The following is a 19,459-nucleotide window of genomic DNA, read 5'->3' as shown; positions in this document are numbered from 1 at the left end:
ATCTTACGCAGTATATTACGAAGCCTCAGCAGAAATGCTGGGGCTTTTTTGCGTTTGGTGCATAAAGAATACTCTGCGATGTGGTCGTTCAGTTGGTTAGCTTTTTGTTAGGGGAAGCCGGCCTGTCACGCCGGGGGACGCGCGTATTTGCAAGTAGAGAGCAAGTCCCGTCCACTCCGCCATTATCTTACGCAATGTATTACGAAGCCTCAGCAGAAATGCTGGGGCTTTTTTGCGTTTGGTGCATAAAGAATGCCCTGTGATGTGGCCGTTCAGTTGGTTAGCTTTTTGTTAGAGGAAGCCGGCCTGTCACGCCGGAGAATGCGCGTAATTGCAAGTAGAGAGCAAGTCCCGCCCACTCCGCCATTATCTTACGCAATATATTAGAAGCCTCAGCAGAAATGCTGCGGCTTTTTTGCGTTTGGTATCCAATTACACTGACATCAATGATGGGATCAAAATTTATTCGGTTCACAGACCGCTTAAGACCTCCTTGTCCTCTTTGTAAAGGCCAATCATTGCCTTTGATGCGTGATCAATTGAACACAATTTATCTGATCAGTTGTTTAATGGTATTGCTAAAAGCGTATTCAAGTACTTCCGAGTTTAAACGACTTTTCAAGAACATTACCGCCCTCAGACCTTATCTAGCACACCGAAAACAAAAACCTACCTATCAGTCTAGAATTCTATCCAACGTGGACTAGAAGCCTTTACGGAGCGTTTTGTTATGCAATATAGCGTGACGTATTAATTTCCTAGGTGATATTGGAAATTCGTTAATCGACTTAAAAATATTGAAAAGATTCTTCAAGTAATCTGTGATGCGGTATAAGAGTTAAAGAGCAGTGAAAATTGCTCCTCTAGTGGCGGCAGGGATAAGTTGCGTTAATATTAACGTAACTTCATAAACGTAGAGTTAATATTCACTGTGAGTCGCTCTAGAGCTCCCTAAAGCTAATGTTTGGTTCTTGGCTTAACACACGTAGTAAAAGATACTGGAGCGGGTTTCATAATTTAAAACTAAAACGAATTTGTTGGGTATGAAATTATTTCGTTAGCGAGGAGATGGGGATGTAGGGTGAGTGAGAATAAAAAAAGCCACGTCTTTCGACATGGCTTTTGAAAGTGGCTCCCTTTGCTGGACTTGAACCAGCGACATACGGATTAACAGTCCGGCGTTCTACCAACTGAACTAAAAGGGAACAGATTTTGTGATGGTGCCGACTACCGGAATCGAACTGGTGACCTACTGATTACAAGTCAGTTGCTCTACCTACTGAGCTAAGTCGGCGCCGAACATTAAGCATTTGCATAATGTTTAAATATGGCTCCCTTTGCTGGACTTGAACCAGCGACATACGGATTAACAGTCCGGCGTTCTACCAACTGAACTAAAAGGGAATTATAACGTTAAGAAAAATGGTGCCGACTACCGGAATCGAACTGGTGACCTACTGATTACAAGTCAGTTGCTCTACCTACTGAGCTAAGTCGGCCCGTATTTTCTTTCAAATTAATGTCCAAATGAACACCAATTTTAAATATGGTGCCCGGAGGCGGAATCGAACCACCGACACGAGGATTTTCAATCCTCTGCTCTACCGACTGAGCTATCCGGGCAACGGGCGCTATTAAACGGTTTTTCTTTGTTAAGGTCAATAGATAATAGTAAAAAATATTGCGTTTGATGTTTTTTTGTACTTAACGAGCTGTTTAGTCTAGTTAGTATGCTTGAAAGTGCTTGTTTGTATAGTTCAAGGGATTATGAAAAGAATGATTTGCTATCTAAAATAAGCAGTGAGAACGTTTTTTTAAAAGGTAAATTGAAGTTGTGGTTATTTATTCTTATGTTGGCATTAGTGACAGTGCAAAAAAAAGCCATCTCTTTCGAGATGGCTTTTCAATGTGGCTCCCCCTGCAAGACTTGAACTTGCGACATACGGATTAACAGTCCGCCGTTCTACCAACTGAACTAAGGGGGAATTATATGGTGCCTCGAGGCGGAATCGAACCACCGACACGAGGATTTTCAATCCTCTGCTCTACCGACTGAGCTATCGAGGCAAAAAATGGTGCCGACTACCGGAATCGAACTGGTGACCTACTGATTACAAGTCAGTTGCTCTACCTACTGAGCTAAGTCGGCGCACTTTATTTTTTGCTTTTTATGTTGACGTCTTAAACACCAACAATCAAATTGTGGTGCCCGGAGGCGGAATCGAACCACCGACACGAGGATTTTCAATCCTCTGCTCTACCGACTGAGCTATCCGGGCAACGGAGCGCTATTAAACGGATTTTCGAGCCTATCGTCAACTTGTTTTTGCAAATAAATAGTAAAAAAGTGACTGTTTGACGCGAATTTAGACAATTTTAACTTCCATGTCGAAAATTTGCTCGTTTTAGAGAGTTGTTAGCTTTGCGTCGAGTTAAATTCCTTTTTAAAATTTGTCACTTTCTGAAGGTATTTCCTTGCCTCACTATTCGCATGCTTTTGGGTTAAAGCCCAATAGACTTGATTAGGTTGCAGTGAGTTTAATTGTGTCATAGCCCTGCTTCTGCTGCCTCTATCAAAGGTATTGAGTACACCACCTGTCCCACCGTTATAGGCAGAAATCATGCTGTACTCTAATGAAAGTGTATTTTTAACATCCTTTAAATATCTGTTTTTTAGGATATAAAAATAAGCGGTTCCAGTATCTATATTTTTCTCAGGATCAAATAAATATTCTGGAGTTGGTATTCCTGGTTTTTTCTTAACGAGCTTGAATACATCAGCGCCTGCAGTTTTTGGAACTACCTGCATTAACCCATAAGCATTTGCCCAACTGACGGCATAAGGGTTGAAGCTACTTTCTGTTTTTATAATCGCGTAGATAAGATCTTCAGGTATGTCATATTTTTGGGATGCTTTTTGTACAATATTAGCGTATTTGTAACTTCTAACTTGATAGTGTTCTTTTACCATGGGTATTTCTACATAGTATGCTTTTTTGAAATCAACGTTTTTTGTTTTTAGTTGATTAGCAATAAGGTAATCCGCATATCTATTTGCGCGCCAGCGCCATTGAATCGGTTGTTTCTCATGATCTATGACTTGTTTATAGAGAAATGGTTGCCCTTCTAGCGTGATGCTAGACGAAGAAAAAAGGTCGACACTAGCGGGATCATCCGGTGTGAGCAGTGTTGTGATAATTGCGTTTTTTAAGTGTTTTTTGGGATCTGTCGGAGATACAGTCTCCACTACAATCGTACCGGCGGAAAAATTAACTTCAGATCGGCTCAAATAATTGTCGATGTATTTTACGTAATTGATTTTTCCAGCCATACGTATTTCATGGCTTCCCCAGCGCTTTTCAATATTTCCTGAAAAACTGCCTATCAGTGCATCTAATGCTCCTTGGTCCTTTTGAAATTGACCGGGAAGCTGGGCTAAGTTTTTAGCAAATCGATTTGTAGGCTCATAATCCACGGCATAGAGGTGAGTTTCCACGAACTCGCGACTACAGCCAGTTAACAGTATGATTAATATTAAAGTTAGGTATTTTTTCATATGGTCTATAAACAAGAAAGATGGCTTACAGCCATCTTGTTAAACAACAAAAAGTTATTTACTTGGTGGCGTATAGCCTTCAATAACGATATCTTGACCTTCGAAGAGGAATTTGACCATTTCATCTTCTAATAATGCTCTGTGCTCAGGATCCATCATGTTGAGTTTTTTTTCATTGATTAGCATTGTTTGTTTGCTTTGCCAAAGTGCCCACGCTTCTTTCGATATGTTATCAAAAATACGTTTGCCTAGTTCTCCTGGATAGAGTTGAAAATCTAATCCATCAGCTTCTTTGTTTAGGCGCTCACAAAATACGGTACGACTCATAATTTTTCCTTTGTTGGTTCCAGAAGATGCATTTCAAAAGCAAGGCTTTGTATCAGCTGTTTGACAGGGGCAGCAAGCCCCACTTCTTCGGGTTGAGATATGTTATACCAGAGACCTTTCGTTCCTTCCATTATCAAATCAGGTTGCTTTGTTAATTTGATAAGTACTGGCGTAATATCTAAGTGATAATGACTGAATGTGTGTCTGAAACTTATTAGAGTTTGTTGAACGTCAATATGATGTTGTGGGATAGCTCGCATGTCTAACTGATGGATAATATCGGGTTCATTGTTGTCAGGAAAACAATATAGTCCACCCCAAATTCCGGTTTGTGGCCTTTGTTCTAACCATACTTTATTGTCGTGATATAGAATTACAAACCAAGTCTCTTTGATTGGTTTTTCTTTCTTAGGTTTCTTGGTGGGAAACTCAAGTTGTCGATTTTGTTTATATGCTTTACAACGCGTGTTAATTGGACATAGCTGGCATTTAGGTCGACTGCGTGTACAAACAAGCGCCCCCATATCCATCATAGCTTGATTGTAATTATCCACTTCTGTACTTGGGGTATGCATTTCAGCCAAATCCCATAACTGATTTTCTACACTCTTTTTACCTGGCCAACCTTCTACCGCGAATGCTCTAGATAGTGTGCGTTTCACATTACCATCCAGTATTGCGTGAGGTTTTTTAAAACCGAAGACAGTACTGCGGCGGCTGTAGAGCGTCCTACACCAGGAAGTGCGTTCATTTGTTCAATATCATTTGGGAATTCGCCACCATGAGTTTCGGCAACTATTTTGGCCGCTTTATGTAGGTTACGTGCTCTCGCGTAATAGCCTAGGCCTGTCCATAAATGAAGAACTTCGTCTTGGTGTGCGTCAGCAAGGTCACTTACCGTAGGAAATTTTTCTACAAACCTTTCAAAATAAGGTATGACTGTGGTGACTTGGGTCTGCTGTAGCATGATTTCTGACAACCAAACCCTATATAGAGTCTTATTCTGTTGCCAAGGTAAGCTCTTTCGCCCAAAGGATTGATACCAACTTAATATAGCCTTAGCAAATGGGGTCACAACATTCTCTTTTCTGTTTTTATTTGGAATGAAATTGCACCACAATTAAGGATGCGTGTAAAACACATATATTTTGGGGGTATTTTTAAATAAAACTCCTTGCACGAAGGGTAAAACTTTGGATAATCCACGCTTTGATTGAACAATGAACAGGCAAAACCAATGAGCGAAGTAACGACAAACGAATATACCGAAGATGGCAAGTTAGTACGAAAAATACGTAGCTTTGTACGTCGTGAAGGGCGCTTAACAAAAGGGCAGGAAACTGCGTTAGCCGAGTGTTGGCCTACAATGGGCATCGATTATCAAGATACTTTGTTGAATTGGAATGACGTGTTTGGCAACGATAATCCTGTTGTTTTGGAAATTGGATTTGGTATGGGCGCATCATTAGTTGAAATGGCTAAAAACGCACCTGAAAAGAATTTTATTGGTATTGAAGTACATAGCCCTGGTGTTGGTGCTTGTTTGAGTGCGGCTAATGAAGCTGAAGTAACTAACCTTCGAGTGATGTGTCACGATGCGGTAGAAGTGTTTGAACATATGATCCCTGATGGCAGCTTGACCACATTGCAGCTTTTCTTTCCAGACCCATGGCATAAAAAACGCCATCATAAGCGTCGTATTGTTCAGTTGGGTTTTGCCGCGATGGTACGCCAAAAGTTAATTGCTGATGTAGGTGTATTCCATATGGCGACTGACTGGGAAAATTATGCTGAACATATGGTTGAAGTGATGAATGAAGCACCTGGTTACGAAAATATTTCGTCAGATGGTGATTATATTCCACGTCCAGAAGAGCGACCATTAACTAAGTTCGAAGCCCGAGGCCACAGGTTAGGGCATGGGGTTTGGGATATTAAGTTTAAGCGCATCGGCTAATATGGTTATTTGAATGCCTATTTACTAACTAAAGAGCGCATTGTGCTCTTTAGTTATATTCTACAAATCAATGTCACATAAAACCTTCCAATAAGTCATTTAAAAACAGCTTCCCTTTTTCTGTAACCTGCCAAGTTGACTCACTCTCTTGTAAGTACCCTTTAGATTTTGCCCAGTCGATTTTGGGTTGGATAGCTTTAATGCTTAATCCTGTTGTTTCAATGAAATCTTTTTTTGGACAGGCTTCAATGAGTCGGAAACGGTTCATAAAATACTCAAATGGGCGGTCGTTCTCCTCTACCTCTATTTCACTTTGTAGGTAGGGTTTAATTAGATTTAGGTAACCTCTAGGATGTTTTACTTTGGTTGTTCGAATTATTTTTCCGTTGACGAAACTGAGTTTCCCATGTGCACCACAACCTATGCCTAAGTAGTCACCAAAACGCCAGTAGTTCAGGTTGTGTTGGCATTGATAGCCAGGCTTGCTATAACCAGATATTTCGTATTGAACATAGCCTGCTTTAGAAAGTTTTTGATGACCGAGATCAAAAATATCCCAAAGCTGATCATCGTCAGGTAAAGTTGGCGGTTTTGAATGAAAAAGTGTGTTGGGTTCAATAGTTAGTTGGTACCAAGAAAGATGCGGAGGATTAAGTCCAATCGCTTTTTCTAGGTCAACCAGAGCTTGTGAGACACTCTGTTCTGGAAGACCGTGCATTAAGTCTAAGTTAAAGCTATTTAGCCCTATATTATGGGCTAATTGTGCTGCCTTGACGGCTTCCTCTTTACCGTGAATTCTACCCAATCTTTTTAACTTTGATTGTTCAAAGCTTTGTATTCCTATCGAAATACGAGTGACCCCTTCTTTTTGGTATTGTTCAAAACGTGTCGCTTCGATGGTGCCTGGATTCGCCTCCATAGTGATCTCAATGTTTTCTTTGAAGGGAAGTCGGGCTTTTATACCTGCTAACAATCGACCGATTTCGTTGGGTGATATTAAACTGGGTGTTCCGCCTCCAATAAAAATGGAGTGCAGTTTTCTGCTGTCATTATTCAGTGAATACCTTGATATATCGGTATCTAGATCTTCTAGTAAGGCGTCAATATACTGCTTTTCTGGTATCTCAGTTTTTAATGCGTGAGAATTGAAATCGCAATACGGGCACTTTTGTACACACCAAGGGATATGTACATAAAGACTTAAATTAGGAGGAGTCAACATCAGTTACTGTTCACCGCTTAACGTAGCGAATAATTGTTTAAGCGCTTTGCCTCTGTGCGATAGTTGTTTTTTCTGCGCCGACTCTAGTTCAGCGGATGCGCAGTTTGTTTCTGGTACCCAAAATACAGGGTCATATCCAAAACCATTTTCCCCACTTGGTTTGGTTAGAATTTTACCTTCCCATTTGCCATGGCAAACAATAGGTGTAGGGTCATTTTCGTGCTTCATTAATACTAAGACACAGTGAAAACGCGCTGTTCTTTTTGCATCTGGTACATCAACCATATTCTCTAGTAGCTTTTCTAAATTCTTTTGATCGTTTGCACCTTCACCAGAATATCTCGCGGAATAGATGCCTGGTGCACCCAACAAGCTATCCACTTCTAGACCAGAGTCATCAGCTATTGCTGGTAAGCCTGTTTCTTTTGCCGCATGTCGAGCCTTTATTATGGCGTTCTCAATGAAGGTTGTGCCTGTTTCTTCGACTTCAGAAACATTAAATTCACTTTGGGCCAATACATCGAAACCAAAATCAGAAAGTAAGTCAGCCATCTCTTTTACTTTGCCTTGATTTCCTGTCGCCAGTACGATTTTTTTGTCATAGTTCTGTTCTTCGCAATCAATGAAATTTAAAAAGCTCTCATAAGAGAGCTTTAATTATGTCTGGAATTTGGGATGGGGAGCATATTCTTACTTGCTTGTGTCTACCTAACTCTCCTTTTTCTATCTTAATATCGCTTTTTGCTATTTTGAACTGTTTAGATAGAAACTTAGTCAGGTATATATTTGCTTTCCCGTCCACGGGTGGTGCCGTTATTGCAATCTTAAGCTCTTCTCCATGTAAACCAACAATATTGTCTCTGCTGGCCTTAGGTTGGATATAGAGCTTCAGAACAAGATCATCGTGATCTTGTATTACTGCTGTCATTATAGTTGATACCAAATAGGTCCGATTAGGTCGCCCATTAAGAAACTAGCAAATTGCAGCGCAATAAATAGTACCAATACGCTTAAATCAAAACCGCCCATAGCAGGAATAATACGACGAATTGGCGCAAGCATCGGATCCGTTAATTGATGAAAAACAAATTCAATGGGGCTGCGACCTTGGCTTACCCAGCTCAATATTGCTCTGAGTAGTAGTACCCAAAACAGTAGACCACCAGCAGCTTTCACCAACGACAAGAAACCAAAAATTAAGAAATCGATACTAAACACGAGTGTACCGTTTGCGATTAATATCAAAGCAACAAATTTTATTACACATAATAGATAAGCAAACAGTAATGTGGCTAAATCTAGGCTACCTATTGATGGGATTATTCGGCGAAGCGGGCCGACAATAGGTTGAGTGGCCTTAACTATAAACTGAGAAAACGGGTTATAGAAATCGGCACGAGCCACTTGTAACCATATTCTCAGTAGCACCACCATAATGTAAAGATCAAACACGGTGGATATAAGGAAGTTCATTGAATTCATTGTGGACCCTTAAAGATTAAAACTAGTTGATTATTCGGATATTAGAAGAGCTTTTCCATCTCTTCTGCTCTAGAAACGGCCGCTTGCATTGCTTTGGCGACGATCTCTGTAAGTTGGTGCTCATTAAAAGTACGTAAGGCTTCGGCAGTAGTGCCACCTTTAGAAGTAACCTGTTCTCTTAATGTTGAAATATCAATATCCGCATTGGCAATGACCATTTCAGCGGCACCAAGGGCAGACTGTTGAACAAGTAACCTTGCCGTATCTTTGTCAAAACCTTGTGCCATTGCTTCATTTTGCATCGCTTCCATAAATAGGAAAAAGTAAGCTGGAGCACTACCCGCTGCTGCAATGACGTTATTGATTGCAGATTCTTCTTCCACCCAACAAACTTCACCTACGGCTTGCATTAATTGGCTAGCGAAAGTTTTATCATCGCTGCTTACAGAAGGCGTTGCGTATAAACCGCTCATTCCTTTGCTCACTAACGCTGGTGTATTTGGCATCACGCGAACAAGGTTTACTTCAGTTTCTAAATATTCATTTAACCTAGAGGCTGAAATTCCAGCAGCGATAGAAATAACCAATTTATTTGATAAATCGATATTGGTTAAACCACCACATACTAGTTCCATAATCTGAGGTTTTACTGCAAGAACGATAACATTAGCGTTGTCCGCGGCCTCTGCATTGTCTCCTGTGGTATTAATATCGTATAAATTAGTCAGTAAATCGCGCTGCTCTTTATTTGGATCAGTAGCAGTAATATCGCTGGAATCAAAGCCACTTGATGTAAGGCCTGCAATAATCGAACGAGCCATATTACCTGCACCAATAAAGGCGATCTTTCTATTTTTCATTGACTAACCTCTTCCATATTTAACAATAAATTAAGACTTAGTAGTGTAATCTCTAGCACCAAAGATAGCAGTTCCAATACGTACCATTGTGCTACCAGCTTCAACAGCCGCTTCCATATCACCACTCATACCCATGGATAGTGTGTCTACATTTGTATATTTATCAGCAAGTTTACTCTGAATAGCCGAAAGTTTTGTAAATGCATTTAGTTGGGATTGATAACTGGATACATTTGCAGGAATAGACATCAACCCTCTTAAGGTGAGGTTTGGGAGAGAAGAAATCAACTCAGCTAACTGAAAAACTTCAGATTCAGATGTGCCTGATTTAGATTCTTCACCACTTATGTTTATCTGTATTAAAACTTGTAACGGTGGCAGATTTTCTGGCCTTTGGTCGTTTAAACGTTGAGCTATTTTACTTCTATCGATAGAGTGAACCCATTGGAAGTTCTCGGCAATAGGTTTTGTTTTATTGGATTGAATTGGACCAATGAAGTGCCATTCTAGTCCGGAGTTTTTATAATGTTCAGTAAAATACTGTGCTTTTTCAACACCTTCTTGGACGTAGTTTTCACCGAATGCTTTTTGTCCCGCTTCTATTGCCGCCTTTATAACTTCTATAGGTTTAGTCTTACTTACGGCCAAAAGTTGCACAGAACTTGGCACTCGACCACACTTATGTTCAGCTGTACGAATCTGTTTAGTGACCTGTTCTATATTTTGTTGAATACTATACATAATTGACTTTATTAAGGAATTTATATGGATATCGCTGAGTTATTAGATTTTAGTGTAAAACATAATGCCTCAGATCTACATCTTTCTGCTGGTGTAGCCCCTATGATACGCATTGATGGCGATGTTAGGAAGCTAGGTGTACCAGCTTTAAGTCATTCTGAGGTACATCACCTTCTGTTTGAAATAATGACAGATGCACAACGAAGTGAATTTGAAGAAAAGTTAGAAGTCGACTTTTCGTATGAGATTCCACAAATTGGTCGCTTTCGTATCAATGCCTTCAATCAAAGACGTGGTTGTTCAGCTGTTTTACGAACTATTCCTATGGATATACCTACATTGGAAGAGCTAGATGCTCCACCAATTTTCAGTGAGATATCTGAAATGGAAAAAGGTTTAGTGTTGGTTACGGGGCCAACTGGGTCTGGTAAATCGACAACCCTGGCGGCGATGGTTAATCACATCAATCGTAATTTCAATAAACATATTTTGACTATTGAAGATCCAATTGAATTTGTGCATTCGAATATTAAGTGCTTGATTAATCAGCGTGAAGTTCATAAAGATACCCACAGTTTTAAAGCCGCGTTAAGATCTGCTCTACGTGAAGACCCCGATGTTATTCTTGTCGGGGAATTAAGAGATCAAGAAACCATTAGCTTAGCGTTAACAGCAGCAGAGACTGGGCATTTGGTATTTGGAACTTTGCATACAAGTTCTGCTGCAAAAACTGTTGACCGTATAATCGACGTATTCCCAGGCAGTGATAAATCGATGGTGCGTTCTATGCTCTCTGAATCTCTTAGGACTGTCATTGCACAGAAATTATTAAAAAAATTGGTGGCGGTCGAGTAGCATGCCACGAAATCATGATGGGTACTCCAGCAATCCGTAACCTGATTCGAGAAGACAAAGTGGCTCAGATGTATTCTATTATTCAGACGGGTTCTTCCGTTGGTATGAGAACCATGGAACAGAGTGCTAAACAACTAGTGGCAAAGAATTTAGTCGATCTTGATGAAGTGAATAAGAAAATCGAAATGGAGGCAATGCCATTTGGATAATAACACGATGGATCTTAATGCCTTATTGCATGAGATGACGAGTAATAAGGCTTCGGATATCTATATTACTGTTGATTCTCCTTGTTTATTGCGTATAGATGGGCAACTGCGCCCCTTTGGAAAAAAGTTAGATCAAGAAGGTGTCACATCTTTACTTGATGCTCTAATGGATAAAGATAAAACAACTGAGTTTATTCGAACCAAAGAAGCTAATTTTGCTATCGTACGCGATAGTGGCCGTTATCGGGTTAGTGCTTTTTTCCAACGAGAGCTGCCTGGCGCCGTAATAAGGAGAATAGAGACACAAATCCCTAGTTTTGATGATCTGAAGCTTCCAGATGTCTTGAAAGAGCTTTCTATTGGAAAAAGAGGATTGGTGTTGATTGTTGGGGCGACAGGTTCGGGAAAATCGACGACGATGGCAGCGATGACTGGATATCGTAATCAAAATAGAAGTGGACATATTTTGACAGTGGAAGATCCTATTGAATTTGTGCATGAGCATAATCAATGTATTGTTACGCAAAGGGAAGTCGGATTAGATACGGCAAGCTATGAAGTCGCGCTGAAAAACTCTCTTCGTCAAGCTCCAGATATGATCTTAATTGGTGAAATTCGCAGTCGTGAAACGATGGAGTTTGCGATGACATTCGCAGAGACAGGCCATCTTTGTATGGCTACGTTACATGCCAATAATGCTAATCAAGCGTTGGAAAGAATTCTAAATTTAGTCCCTAAAGATCATAAAGAGCAGTTTTTGTATGATTTATCCAGTAATTTAAAAGGGATAATTGCTCAGCAGTTAGTGGTGGATAAAAGTGGGCGTGGTCGGCATGGTGTATTTGAGGTGTTACTTAATACTCCTCGAGTAGCAGATTTGATTCGTCGAGGTGAACTCCATGAACTGAAGTCAACAATGGTCAAGTCCTCTGAAGCCGGCATGAGAACATTTGATCAATCGCTTTATCAATTAGTGAGTGAAGGCAAGATTACAGAAGCCGATGCATTACACAGCGCTGACTCAGCAAATGATTTGAGATTAATGTTGAAGACGAATAGTGGTGATGTGTCCACCAGCGCACTTGCTGGTGTCAAAATAGATATGGGTTAATTGAGTCTGCGGAATTAGCGATAATTAGTTGTAATTATCGCTAATTATTGTTTATTCATTCCATTGGGCTTCAAACCAACTCTCTAAAATAACCACTGCGGACTGGCAATCTATATTGCCTTTGCTTAACGCTTTATATCCACCCATTTCGAATAGATCTGCCCTTGCTTCAGCTGTTGAAAGTCGTTCATCATGCAGTTCGACAGCAAAGCCAAAGCGTCCATGAAGTCGGTTAGCAAATTTTTTAGCTCGTGGTGTAATGCTTTCTAAATCTTTACCGTGCAGATCTGTTGGGAGGCCAACAACAATTAGATCAGGCTGCCACTCTTTAAGTAGTTTTTCTATGTCGTCCCAATTTGGAACACCATCGTTCGCTTTAAAGGCTTTTAAGGGTGTTGCTGTACCTGTTATTTCTTGTCCAACCGCGCTTCCGATACTTTTTGTTCCGAAATCAAAAGCGATGATGGTTTTAGAATTAGAACTCATTTTGTACTCTTAGTTATATTTGTTTTTAGCTTATTCATGCATGTCCAGCATCTGCTGATAATTGAGATGGTTCAACACCGAGCATTTTTACTGCTTTCTGCCATCTTTCCTGTACCGGAGTTTCAAATATTACGATGGGGTCGGCCTCTACGGTTAACCAAGAGTTTTCCGCCAGTTCATGTTCTAACTGCCCAGCAGTCCAACCAGAGTAACCTAGAGCAACGATATAGTGTTTAGGTTCGGCTTCTGTTCCTAGGACACCTAATATATCTTTTGAGGTTGTCACACTAAGATGATCCGTCATTTGAATGCTTGATTGGTAGTTATCTTTAGGTTCATGAAGAATAAAACCTCGATCTTCCGATACTGGACCGCCACTAAGCACTGCGGCCTCTAGGCTCTCTTTGTGAATCTGCGGATGAATGGAATCTACATCCACTTTTCTCAGCATTCCTCCTACGGTTATGTCGATAGGGGAGTTGACTACTATACCCATTGCACCATCTTCATTATGTTCGCAAATATAAATCACAGAGCGATGGAAGAGAGGATCTTGCATGCCTGGCATTGCGACTAAAAAGTGGTTAGATAAATTCATATAAACTCCATTGCTCAATCTAAACGTCGAGGAAAGGGGCTGCCTGGACAGCCTATTTGACAGTCTATTTACTTGACTATCTGTTTATTCGACGTTCAATTGCATCCATTAATTTTCCTGTAATTGACACATCGAATGCAGCTTCTATTTCTTTTATACAAGTTGGACTTGTGACATTTATTTCTGTTAGTTTGTCACCAATGACATCTAGACCTACAAATATTAGTCCTTTTTCTTTCAGTGTCGGTGCAACAGCTAAAGCTATTTTTTTGTCTGTTTCACTTAATGGTCTTGCCTCACCTCGTCCGCCTGCAGCAAGGTTACCTCGTGTCTCCCCTTCGGCAGGAATACGAGCTAAGCAATAAGGCATAGGCTCGCCATCAACCACTAAAATCCGCTTATCGCCATTGCTGATATCTGGAACAAAGGTTTGAGCCATTGCGTAATTTTGACCATGATTGGTTAATGTTTCGATAATAACTGAAACATTTGGATCTCCCTGCTTCACGCGAAAAATTGAAGCGCCACCCATTCCATCTAATGGTTTTAAAATAATATCGCCATGCTCTTCTTGAAATGCCTTAATTTTTTCTGCTTTTCTGGTCACGATTGTGGTTGGTGTAAGCTCTGGGAACCAAGCGGTAAATAGTTTTTCATTACAATCACGTAAGCTTTGTGGCTTATTTACAATTAAAGCACCATTTTCTTCCGCGCGCTCTAAAATGTAGGTCGCATAAATATATTCAGTATCAAAAGGGGGATCTTTACGCATTAGTACCGCGTCTAGTTCGGAAAGCTCAATTGTTTGTTCTGCTGTGAACTCGAACCATGATGTGGGATCTTCTTTTAATGTTACGATTTTTGTATCAGCAACGGCAACACCTTGATCTAAATGGAGATCATTCATCTCCATATAGTGAATTTCGTAGCCGCGTTTTTGGGCTTCAAGCATCATGGCAAAGCTAGAGTCTTTCTTGATATTAATGGACGAAATAGGGTCCATTACTATGCCGAGTTTAATCATTGTGTTCTCCTATGTTTGAGGTCGCCGAGGTAAATTATTTAGAGTTCAAGGTTAAATTAACCAAGATCGCCAAAGCGAACCTGTAATGCGGTAATTGCCGTTAGTGCTGCGGTTTCTGTTCTTAATACTCGAGGGCCTAACAATGTCTCTTCAAATTGGTAAGACTCGGTTTTGGCTATTTCTTCTGCGGATAGACCACCTTCAGGGCCTATAAGTAGCCTGACTTTTTCAACTGGCTCTGGGAGCGTATTTATCGAATATTTGGCTCTGGGGTGAAGATTTAACTTTAGCGCATCATCCTCTTCAGCACACCATTCTTCTAATTGCATGATTGGTCGAATCAGTGGGACTAGATTTCTTCCACTCTGTTCACATGCAGCAATGGCGATCTTTTGCCACTGCTGAAGCTTTTTTCAAACCTTTTAGTGTCTAACTTAACACCACACCTTTCTGAAATAAGGGGAGTAATAGTGTTCACACCCAATTCGACTGATTTCTGAATGGTAAATTCCATTTTGTCGCCACGAGAAATAACCTGACCTAAATGGATATCTAAAGGGGATTCAATTCTATGTTCAACTTTTTCAAGTACGTCGACAAGAACGGACTTCTTAGTGACTTCTGTAATTTTGGCTGGAAACTGTGCACCTGTGCCGTCAAATAATAGGACTTCTTGACCTGGTTTCATTCTGAGTACGCGGCCAACATGGCCTGCTGCGTCATCACCAAGTGATGTGATGCCAAGATTCGTTATGATCTCTGGATGATAAATTCGAGGTAGGCGCATTGTTGGTGGTCCTGAGTATTATTTTCTGCTGATAACATGGATGCATTCTGACGAAAAAACAAGGGCCTTAAGCTAGGTTGTTTATCTTAAGCTATTCCCGTTGGTTCTAACAAACTCACTAGGATAGCTGTATTCCCGTATAAATTAATTCTTGTTTGCATTCTCGACAACTGTACTGTGTACTGCCTTTTAAAACTTTGTTGTGGCGACGAATAGTAAGTGGATAGGAGTTACATTTGCACTGATATTCAAAGGTTTGCCCTTGGACGGAAGTAACTTCAAAGCTGTGTGTGGTTTTTGCATTGAGGGAAAAGACTTGTTCCATGACTTTCTGCCACTCTTTCCCATGAGGCCTAACTCGGCCAAATAAACGAAAAGTAATTAAATGAGCTAATTCATGCGGGATTACCTCTTGCAGGAATTGCTCAGTGTTTTCGCTAAGGAGGATGGGATTAAGACGAATTTCCCAATTTTGAAAATAAGCTTTTCCTGCTACCTTCCCTCTTAATCTAAAGTTGAGCTCTGGCAGTGGAAATGTTTGATCAAAATATTGATTGGCAGTGGCAACATGGTGGGACAATGCTTTTTGTGCCTGATAAGTAAGTTCGATATTGCCCAAAAATTAACTCCTAAAAAAACGCCTCAGTATTATCTGAGGCGTTAATTATAAGGCGAATTCTACCTTGTTACTATTTAGAATTTCACAGCCCTGCAAAATCACGTAGAAGCGCGGCTTTATCTGTCGCTTCCCACGGGAACTCTTCGCGACCAAAGTGACCGTATGCGGCGGTCTTCTTATAGATTGGTTGAAGAAGGTTCAGCATTTCTTGCAGACCATATGGGCGGAGATCAAAGAACTGACGAACCGCTCTAATGATAGTATCGTGGGATACTTTTTCAGTTCCGAATGTTTCTACCATGATAGATGTTGGATCGGCAACACCGATGGCGTAGGACAACTGAATTTCACAGCGATCTGCTAAACCAGCAGCAACAATATTCTTAGCAACATAGCGGGCAGCATAAGCGGCACTGCGGTCAACCTTTGATGGATCTTTACCAGAAAATGCACCGCCACCGTGACGAGCAGCTCCACCGTAAGTATCTACGATGATTTTTCGGCCAGTAAGACCACAGTCACCCATTGGACCACCAATAACAAAACGACCCGTTGGGTTAATGAAGAAGTTTGTATCTTTGTTTAACCACTCAGAAGGAAGAACAGGCTTGATAATTTCTTCCATTACGGCTTCACGTAGGTCTGGTGTAGAAATAGAATCGCAATGCTGTGTAGAAAGAACAACGGCATCAATACCAACAATTTTACCTTGCTCATATTGAAAGGTAACTTGGCTTTTGGCGTCTGGACGTAACCAGTTTAGTGTTCCATTTTTACGAACTTCAGCTTGTTTCTGAACAAGCAGGTGAGAATAAGTAATAGGAGCTGGCATTAATACTTCAGTTTCGTTTGTTGCGTAACCAAACATAATACCTTGATCACCAGCGCCTTGGTCTTTCGGGTCGGCTTTATCAACACCTTGGTTGATATCTGGTGACTGTTTGCCAATAGTGTTTAGTACGGCACAAGAGTCCGCATCGAAACCCATATCAGAACCAACATAACCAATTTCACGAACGGTTTGGCGCGTGATTTCTTCAATATCAACCCAAGCAGATGTCGTTACTTCACCACCTACCATAACCATGCCAGTTTTTACGTAAGTTTCGCAAGCTACACGGGCTTTAGGATCTTGTTCAAGAATTGCATCAAGAACAGCGTCTGATATCTGATCTGCGATTTTATCTGGGTGTCCTTCTGATACTGATTCAGAAGTAAACAGGTGCTTAGCCATAGTAGATAGCTCCGTATTAAAACGTTAAAAAAAGATGCAAAAATGCATCTCTAAAAAATAAAATAATCAGTGTGTAAAAACGACATTGCAAATGGGCGTTTCTACATCTAGACGTCTATTTTAGTATTTGGAGTTCAAATTACAAGTTTTTTCTGAGCGAGATCATAGACTGAATGAATGTAAATTTAGGCAAATAAAATTATTTTCATCAAAAAGTGTTAAATGTTCGTGAATAATCGATAAGGAAATCGATTGCAGTCCTAATTTCGCTTTGAGAGAATAGCGCCGCTATTAATTAACCATAGTTCAGGTTAACTAGCGATTACCCTAATTATCGAATTCGCGTATCTACTCAGGAGCAGACATGCCTTCCCAACAAGAATTAGCAAATGCAATCCGTGCCCTTAGCATGGACGGTGTTCAACAAGCCAACTCAGGTCACCCAGGCGCACCTATGGGTATGGCTGACATTGCCGAAGTACTTTGGCGTGGCCACCTAAACCATAACCCACAAAACCCAGAGTGGGCTGACCGCGACCGTTTTATTCTTTCTAACGGCCACGGCTCAATGCTGATTTACTCCCTGCTTCACCTCACTGGTTACGATCTTTCAATTGAGGATCTGAAAAACTTTCGTCAATTGCACTCTAAAACACCGGGTCACCCAGAATATGGTTATGCACCGGGTGTTGAAACAACCACTGGCCCACTAGGCCAAGGTATCACTAACGCGGTTGGTATGGCACTGGCGGAAAAGTCATTAGCGGCTCAGTTTAACCAAGAAGGCCATGACGTTGTTGACCATAACACTTATGTGTTTATGGGTGATGGCTGTCTAATGGAAGGTATTTCTCACGAAGCATGTTCTCTTGCGGGTACTTTAGGCCTTGGTAAACTTATCGCGTTTTGGGATGACAATGGCATCTCAATTGATGGTGAAGTAGAAGGTTGGTTCTCTGACGACACACCTAAGCGTTTCGAAGCCTACGGCTGGCATGTTATTCCAGCGGTTGACGGTCACGATGCCGCCGCTATCAATGCGGCTATTGAAGCAGCAAAAGCAGAAACTGGCAAACCAACGCTTATCTGTACTAAAACCGTTATCGGTTTTGGTTCTCCTAACAAATCAGGCTCTCACGATTGCCACGGTGCACCGCTAGGCGCAGACGAAATCGCTGCAACACGTAAAGCACTGGGTTGGGAGTATGGTCCTTTTGAAATTCCGTCGGAAATCTATGCGCAATGGTCTGCAAAAGAAGCAGGCGCAACTAAGGAAGCGACGTGGAACGAGAAATTTGCAGCTTATGAAGCAGCATATCCAGAGCTTGCAGCTGAATTCAAACGTCGCATAAATGGCGAACTACCAGCAGAATGGGAAGCAAAAACGTCTCAAATCATTGCTGACCTTCAAGCAAACCCTGCAAACATAGCGTCACGTAAAGCGTCTCAAAATGCTTTAGAAGCGTTTGGTACTATGCTTCCTGAGTTTATGGGTGGTTCTGCGGACCTTGCACCGTCAAATCTCACCATGTGGTCTGGCTCTAAGTCCATCACACCAGAAGACGCTTCAGGTAACTACATTCACTACGGTGTACGTGAGTTTGGTATGACCGCTATCATGAACGGTTTAGCCCTTCATGGCGGTTTTGTTCCTTACGGTGCCACCTTCCTAATGTTTATGGAATACGCTCGTAACGCACTTCGTATGGCTGCACTGATGAAAGTGCAAAACATCCAGGTGTATACGCACGATTCCATTGGTTTAGGTGAAGATGGTCCAACGCACCAACCTGTAGAGCAAGTTTCATCACTGCGTTTAACGCCAAACATGAGCACATGGCGTCCATGTGACCAAGTGGAATCGGCTGTAGCGTGGAAATTTGCAATCGAGCGTAAAGATGGCCCTACGTCACTTATTTTCTCTCGTCAAAACCTCGCACAGCAAGAGCGTGATGCCGCTCAAGTGGCTGACATTGCGAAAGGTGGATACGTACTGAAAGATTGTGATGGTACGCCAGAGCTTATTCTTATTGCCACTGGCTCTGAAGTTGAATTAGTCGTTGCAGCGGCGGCGCAACTGACGGCTGACGGCAAGAAAGTACGTGTTGTTTCTATGCCTGCTACGGATGTATTTGATAAGCAAGATGCGGCTTACCGTGAAGCAGTACTTCCTGCTGACGTGAGAGCACGTGTTGCTGTTGAAGCAGGTATTGCTGACTTCTGGTACAAGTACGTTGGTTTTGACGGACGTGTTATCGGTATGAGCACCTTTGGTGAATCAGCGCCAGCAGACGAACTATTTAAGATGTTCGGCTTTACAGTTGAGAACGTAGTTAAAGCCGCGAACGAAGTGCTTGCGTAATAACTCGTTGAGAAGCCACTATTGTAACA

Annotated in this window: 17 protein-coding genes, 9 tRNA genes and 3 pseudogenes; 4 read left to right on the top strand and 25 right to left on the bottom strand. The window is 41.3% G+C overall.

Translation table 11 applies throughout. From position 1 onward, the window contains the following. Positions 1-280: 280 nt before the first annotated feature. The 13 genes and pseudogenes from PGX00_RS15235 to mutY form a co-directional block, all read right to left on the bottom strand. The gene (locus PGX00_RS15235; RefSeq protein ID WP_272137850.1) at positions 281-475 is read right to left on the bottom strand and encodes a hypothetical protein; all 195 of its coding nucleotides are present in this window, start codon (positions 473-475) and stop codon (positions 281-283) included. Positions 476-1,129: 654 nt separating this feature from the next. Continuing rightward, positions 1,130-1,205, bottom strand: a tRNA-Asn gene (locus PGX00_RS15230). Positions 1,206-1,218: 13 nt separating this feature from the next. Further along, positions 1,219-1,294: transfer RNA gene (locus tag PGX00_RS15225), tRNA-Thr, on the bottom strand. 34 nt (positions 1,295-1,328) lie between these two features. Next, positions 1,329-1,404: transfer RNA gene (locus tag PGX00_RS15220), tRNA-Asn, on the bottom strand. A 19-nt stretch (positions 1,405-1,423) separates the two neighbouring features. Next, positions 1,424-1,499: transfer RNA gene (locus tag PGX00_RS15215), tRNA-Thr, on the bottom strand. 48 nt (positions 1,500-1,547) lie between these two features. Further along, positions 1,548-1,623 (bottom strand) — tRNA-Phe (locus PGX00_RS15210). A gap of 286 nt (positions 1,624-1,909) precedes the next feature. Beyond that, a tRNA-Asn gene (locus PGX00_RS15205) sits at positions 1,910-1,985 on the bottom strand. A 6-nt stretch (positions 1,986-1,991) separates the two neighbouring features. Then, positions 1,992-2,067 (bottom strand) — tRNA-Phe (locus PGX00_RS15200). Between the two features lie 6 nt (positions 2,068-2,073). Continuing rightward, a tRNA-Thr gene (locus tag PGX00_RS15195) sits at positions 2,074-2,149 on the bottom strand. 54 nt (positions 2,150-2,203) lie between these two features. After that, a tRNA-Phe gene (locus tag PGX00_RS15190) sits at positions 2,204-2,279 on the bottom strand. 137 nt (positions 2,280-2,416) lie between these two features. Beyond that, positions 2,417-3,556, bottom strand: a complete 1,140-nt coding sequence (gene mltC / locus PGX00_RS15185) for a membrane-bound lytic murein transglycosylase MltC (RefSeq protein WP_272137849.1) — start codon at positions 3,554-3,556, stop codon at positions 2,417-2,419. Positions 3,557-3,610: 54 nt separating this feature from the next. Continuing rightward, positions 3,611-3,883 (bottom strand): oxidative damage protection protein, encoded by a 273-nt coding sequence (locus tag PGX00_RS15180; RefSeq protein ID WP_272137847.1) that lies wholly within the window; start codon positions 3,881-3,883, stop codon positions 3,611-3,613. Continuing rightward, positions 3,880-4,958: pseudogene (mutY, locus tag PGX00_RS15175) on the bottom strand (A/G-specific adenine glycosylase). Before mutY ends, PGX00_RS15180 begins: the two are co-directional and overlap by 4 nt. 162 nt (positions 4,959-5,120) lie before the next feature. On the opposite strand from mutY, the gene trmB reads away from it, so the two are divergent. Beyond that, the gene (gene trmB / locus PGX00_RS15170; RefSeq protein ID WP_272137845.1) at positions 5,121-5,840 is read left to right on the top strand and encodes a tRNA (guanosine(46)-N7)-methyltransferase TrmB; all 720 of its coding nucleotides are present in this window, start codon (positions 5,121-5,123) and stop codon (positions 5,838-5,840) included. Positions 5,841-5,913: 73 nt separating this feature from the next. On the opposite strand, the gene hemW is transcribed toward trmB, so the two are convergent. Genes hemW through PGX00_RS15140 form a run of 6 tightly spaced genes read right to left on the bottom strand, consistent with a single transcriptional unit; the run spans position 5,914 to position 10,145 of the window. Continuing rightward, positions 5,914-7,062 (bottom strand): radical SAM family heme chaperone HemW, encoded by a 1,149-nt coding sequence (gene hemW / locus PGX00_RS15165; protein WP_272137843.1) that lies wholly within the window; start codon positions 7,060-7,062, stop codon positions 5,914-5,916. Positions 7,063-7,065: 3 nt separating this feature from the next. Continuing rightward, complete coding sequence (locus PGX00_RS15160; protein WP_272138097.1) at positions 7,066-7,686, bottom strand: XTP/dITP diphosphatase; 621 nt, start codon at positions 7,684-7,686, stop codon at positions 7,066-7,068. A gap of 16 nt (positions 7,687-7,702) precedes the next feature. After that, positions 7,703-7,990: a DUF167 family protein YggU gene (gene yggU / locus PGX00_RS15155; RefSeq protein ID WP_272137841.1), complete on the bottom strand. Its 288-nt coding sequence runs from the start codon at positions 7,988-7,990 to the stop codon at positions 7,703-7,705. After that, positions 7,990-8,544, bottom strand: coding sequence for a YggT family protein (locus PGX00_RS15150; RefSeq protein WP_272137839.1), 555 nt, complete (start codon positions 8,542-8,544; stop codon positions 7,990-7,992). The genes yggU and PGX00_RS15150 overlap by 1 nt, the downstream gene beginning before the upstream one ends. 41 nt (positions 8,545-8,585) lie before the next feature. Continuing rightward, entirely contained in the window at positions 8,586-9,404 is an 819-nt protein-coding gene (gene proC, locus PGX00_RS15145; protein ID WP_272137837.1) for a pyrroline-5-carboxylate reductase, read from the bottom strand. A 30-nt stretch (positions 9,405-9,434) separates the two neighbouring features. Beyond that, positions 9,435-10,145 (bottom strand): YggS family pyridoxal phosphate-dependent enzyme, encoded by a 711-nt coding sequence (locus PGX00_RS15140; RefSeq protein ID WP_272137835.1) that lies wholly within the window; start codon positions 10,143-10,145, stop codon positions 9,435-9,437. Between the two features lie 24 nt (positions 10,146-10,169). Here PGX00_RS15140 and PGX00_RS15135 point away from each other — a divergent pair. Both PGX00_RS15135 and PGX00_RS15130 read left to right on the top strand, forming a co-directional pair. Further along, positions 10,170-11,209 (top strand): annotated as a pseudogene (locus PGX00_RS15135) (type IV pilus twitching motility protein PilT). 7 nt (positions 11,210-11,216) lie between these two features. Continuing rightward, complete coding sequence (locus PGX00_RS15130; RefSeq protein WP_272138095.1) at positions 11,217-12,320, top strand: PilT/PilU family type 4a pilus ATPase; 1,104 nt, start codon at positions 11,217-11,219, stop codon at positions 12,318-12,320. Positions 12,321-12,371: 51 nt separating this feature from the next. Here the strand turns inward: PGX00_RS15130 and ruvX are convergent, their stop codons facing one another. From ruvX to metK, 6 genes and pseudogenes are all read right to left on the bottom strand, one after another. After that, a complete protein-coding gene (gene ruvX, locus PGX00_RS15125) occupies positions 12,372-12,806 on the bottom strand; it encodes a Holliday junction resolvase RuvX (RefSeq protein ID WP_272137833.1) in 435 nt (144 codons plus the stop codon). 34 nt (positions 12,807-12,840) lie between these two features. Further along, the gene (locus PGX00_RS15120; RefSeq protein ID WP_272137831.1) at positions 12,841-13,404 is read right to left on the bottom strand and encodes a YqgE/AlgH family protein; all 564 of its coding nucleotides are present in this window, start codon (positions 13,402-13,404) and stop codon (positions 12,841-12,843) included. A 76-nt stretch (positions 13,405-13,480) separates the two neighbouring features. Continuing rightward, positions 13,481-14,428, bottom strand: coding sequence for a glutathione synthase (gene gshB, locus PGX00_RS15115; RefSeq protein WP_272137829.1), 948 nt, complete (start codon positions 14,426-14,428; stop codon positions 13,481-13,483). 56 nt (positions 14,429-14,484) lie between these two features. Further along, positions 14,485-15,215 (bottom strand): annotated as a pseudogene (gene rsmE, locus PGX00_RS15110) (16S rRNA (uracil(1498)-N(3))-methyltransferase). Between the two features lie 118 nt (positions 15,216-15,333). Beyond that, a complete protein-coding gene (locus PGX00_RS15105; RefSeq protein WP_272137827.1) occupies positions 15,334-15,834 on the bottom strand; it encodes a SprT family zinc-dependent metalloprotease in 501 nt (166 codons plus the stop codon). 82 nt (positions 15,835-15,916) lie between these two features. Next, positions 15,917-17,068 (bottom strand): methionine adenosyltransferase, encoded by a 1,152-nt coding sequence (gene metK, locus PGX00_RS15100; RefSeq protein WP_272137825.1) that lies wholly within the window; start codon positions 17,066-17,068, stop codon positions 15,917-15,919. A gap of 364 nt (positions 17,069-17,432) precedes the next feature. Here metK and tkt point away from each other — a divergent pair, with 364 nt between their 5' ends. Continuing rightward, positions 17,433-19,430, top strand: coding sequence for a transketolase (gene tkt, locus PGX00_RS15095; RefSeq protein WP_272137823.1), 1,998 nt, complete (start codon positions 17,433-17,435; stop codon positions 19,428-19,430). The last annotated feature ends 29 nt before the right edge of the window (positions 19,431-19,459 follow it).

This window comes from Vibrio algarum, assembly GCF_028204155.1.
GTDB classification, from domain to species: Bacteria; Pseudomonadota; Gammaproteobacteria; order Enterobacterales; family Vibrionaceae; genus Vibrio; species Vibrio algarum.
The sequence above is the reverse complement of the archived record's forward strand: the minus strand, read 5'-3'. Positions and strand labels throughout refer to the sequence as shown.

Excerpts from the sequence above, each read along its gene's own strand:
- trmB (WP_272137845.1), top strand. The coding sequence starts at position 5,121 with ATGAGCGAAGTAACGACAAACGAATATACCGAAGATGGCAAGTTAGTA.
- PGX00_RS15180 (WP_272137847.1), bottom strand. The coding sequence starts at position 3,883 with ATGAGTCGTACCGTATTTTGTGAGCGCCTAAACAAAGAAGCTGATGGA.
- proC (WP_272137837.1), bottom strand. The coding sequence starts at position 9,404 with ATGAAAAATAGAAAGATCGCCTTTATTGGTGCAGGTAATATGGCTCGT.
- mltC (WP_272137849.1), bottom strand. The coding sequence starts at position 3,556 with ATGAAAAAATACCTAACTTTAATATTAATCATACTGTTAACTGGCTGT.
- gshB (WP_272137829.1), bottom strand. The coding sequence starts at position 14,428 with ATGATTAAACTCGGCATAGTAATGGACCCTATTTCGTCCATTAATATC.
- PGX00_RS15140 (WP_272137835.1), bottom strand. The coding sequence starts at position 10,145 with ATGTATAGTATTCAACAAAATATAGAACAGGTCACTAAACAGATTCGT.
- PGX00_RS15150 (WP_272137839.1), bottom strand. The coding sequence starts at position 8,544 with ATGAATTCAATGAACTTCCTTATATCCACCGTGTTTGATCTTTACATT.
- PGX00_RS15130 (WP_272138095.1), top strand. The coding sequence starts at position 11,217 with ATGGATCTTAATGCCTTATTGCATGAGATGACGAGTAATAAGGCTTCG.
- yggU (WP_272137841.1), bottom strand. The coding sequence starts at position 7,990 with ATGACAGCAGTAATACAAGATCACGATGATCTTGTTCTGAAGCTCTAT.
- ruvX (WP_272137833.1), bottom strand. The coding sequence starts at position 12,806 with ATGAGTTCTAATTCTAAAACCATCATCGCTTTTGATTTCGGAACAAAA.
- hemW (WP_272137843.1), bottom strand. The coding sequence starts at position 7,062 with ATGTTGACTCCTCCTAATTTAAGTCTTTATGTACATATCCCTTGGTGT.
- tkt (WP_272137823.1), top strand. The coding sequence starts at position 17,433 with ATGCCTTCCCAACAAGAATTAGCAAATGCAATCCGTGCCCTTAGCATG.
- PGX00_RS15120 (WP_272137831.1), bottom strand. The coding sequence starts at position 13,404 with ATGAATTTATCTAACCACTTTTTAGTCGCAATGCCAGGCATGCAAGAT.
- metK (WP_272137825.1), bottom strand. The coding sequence starts at position 17,068 with ATGGCTAAGCACCTGTTTACTTCTGAATCAGTATCAGAAGGACACCCA.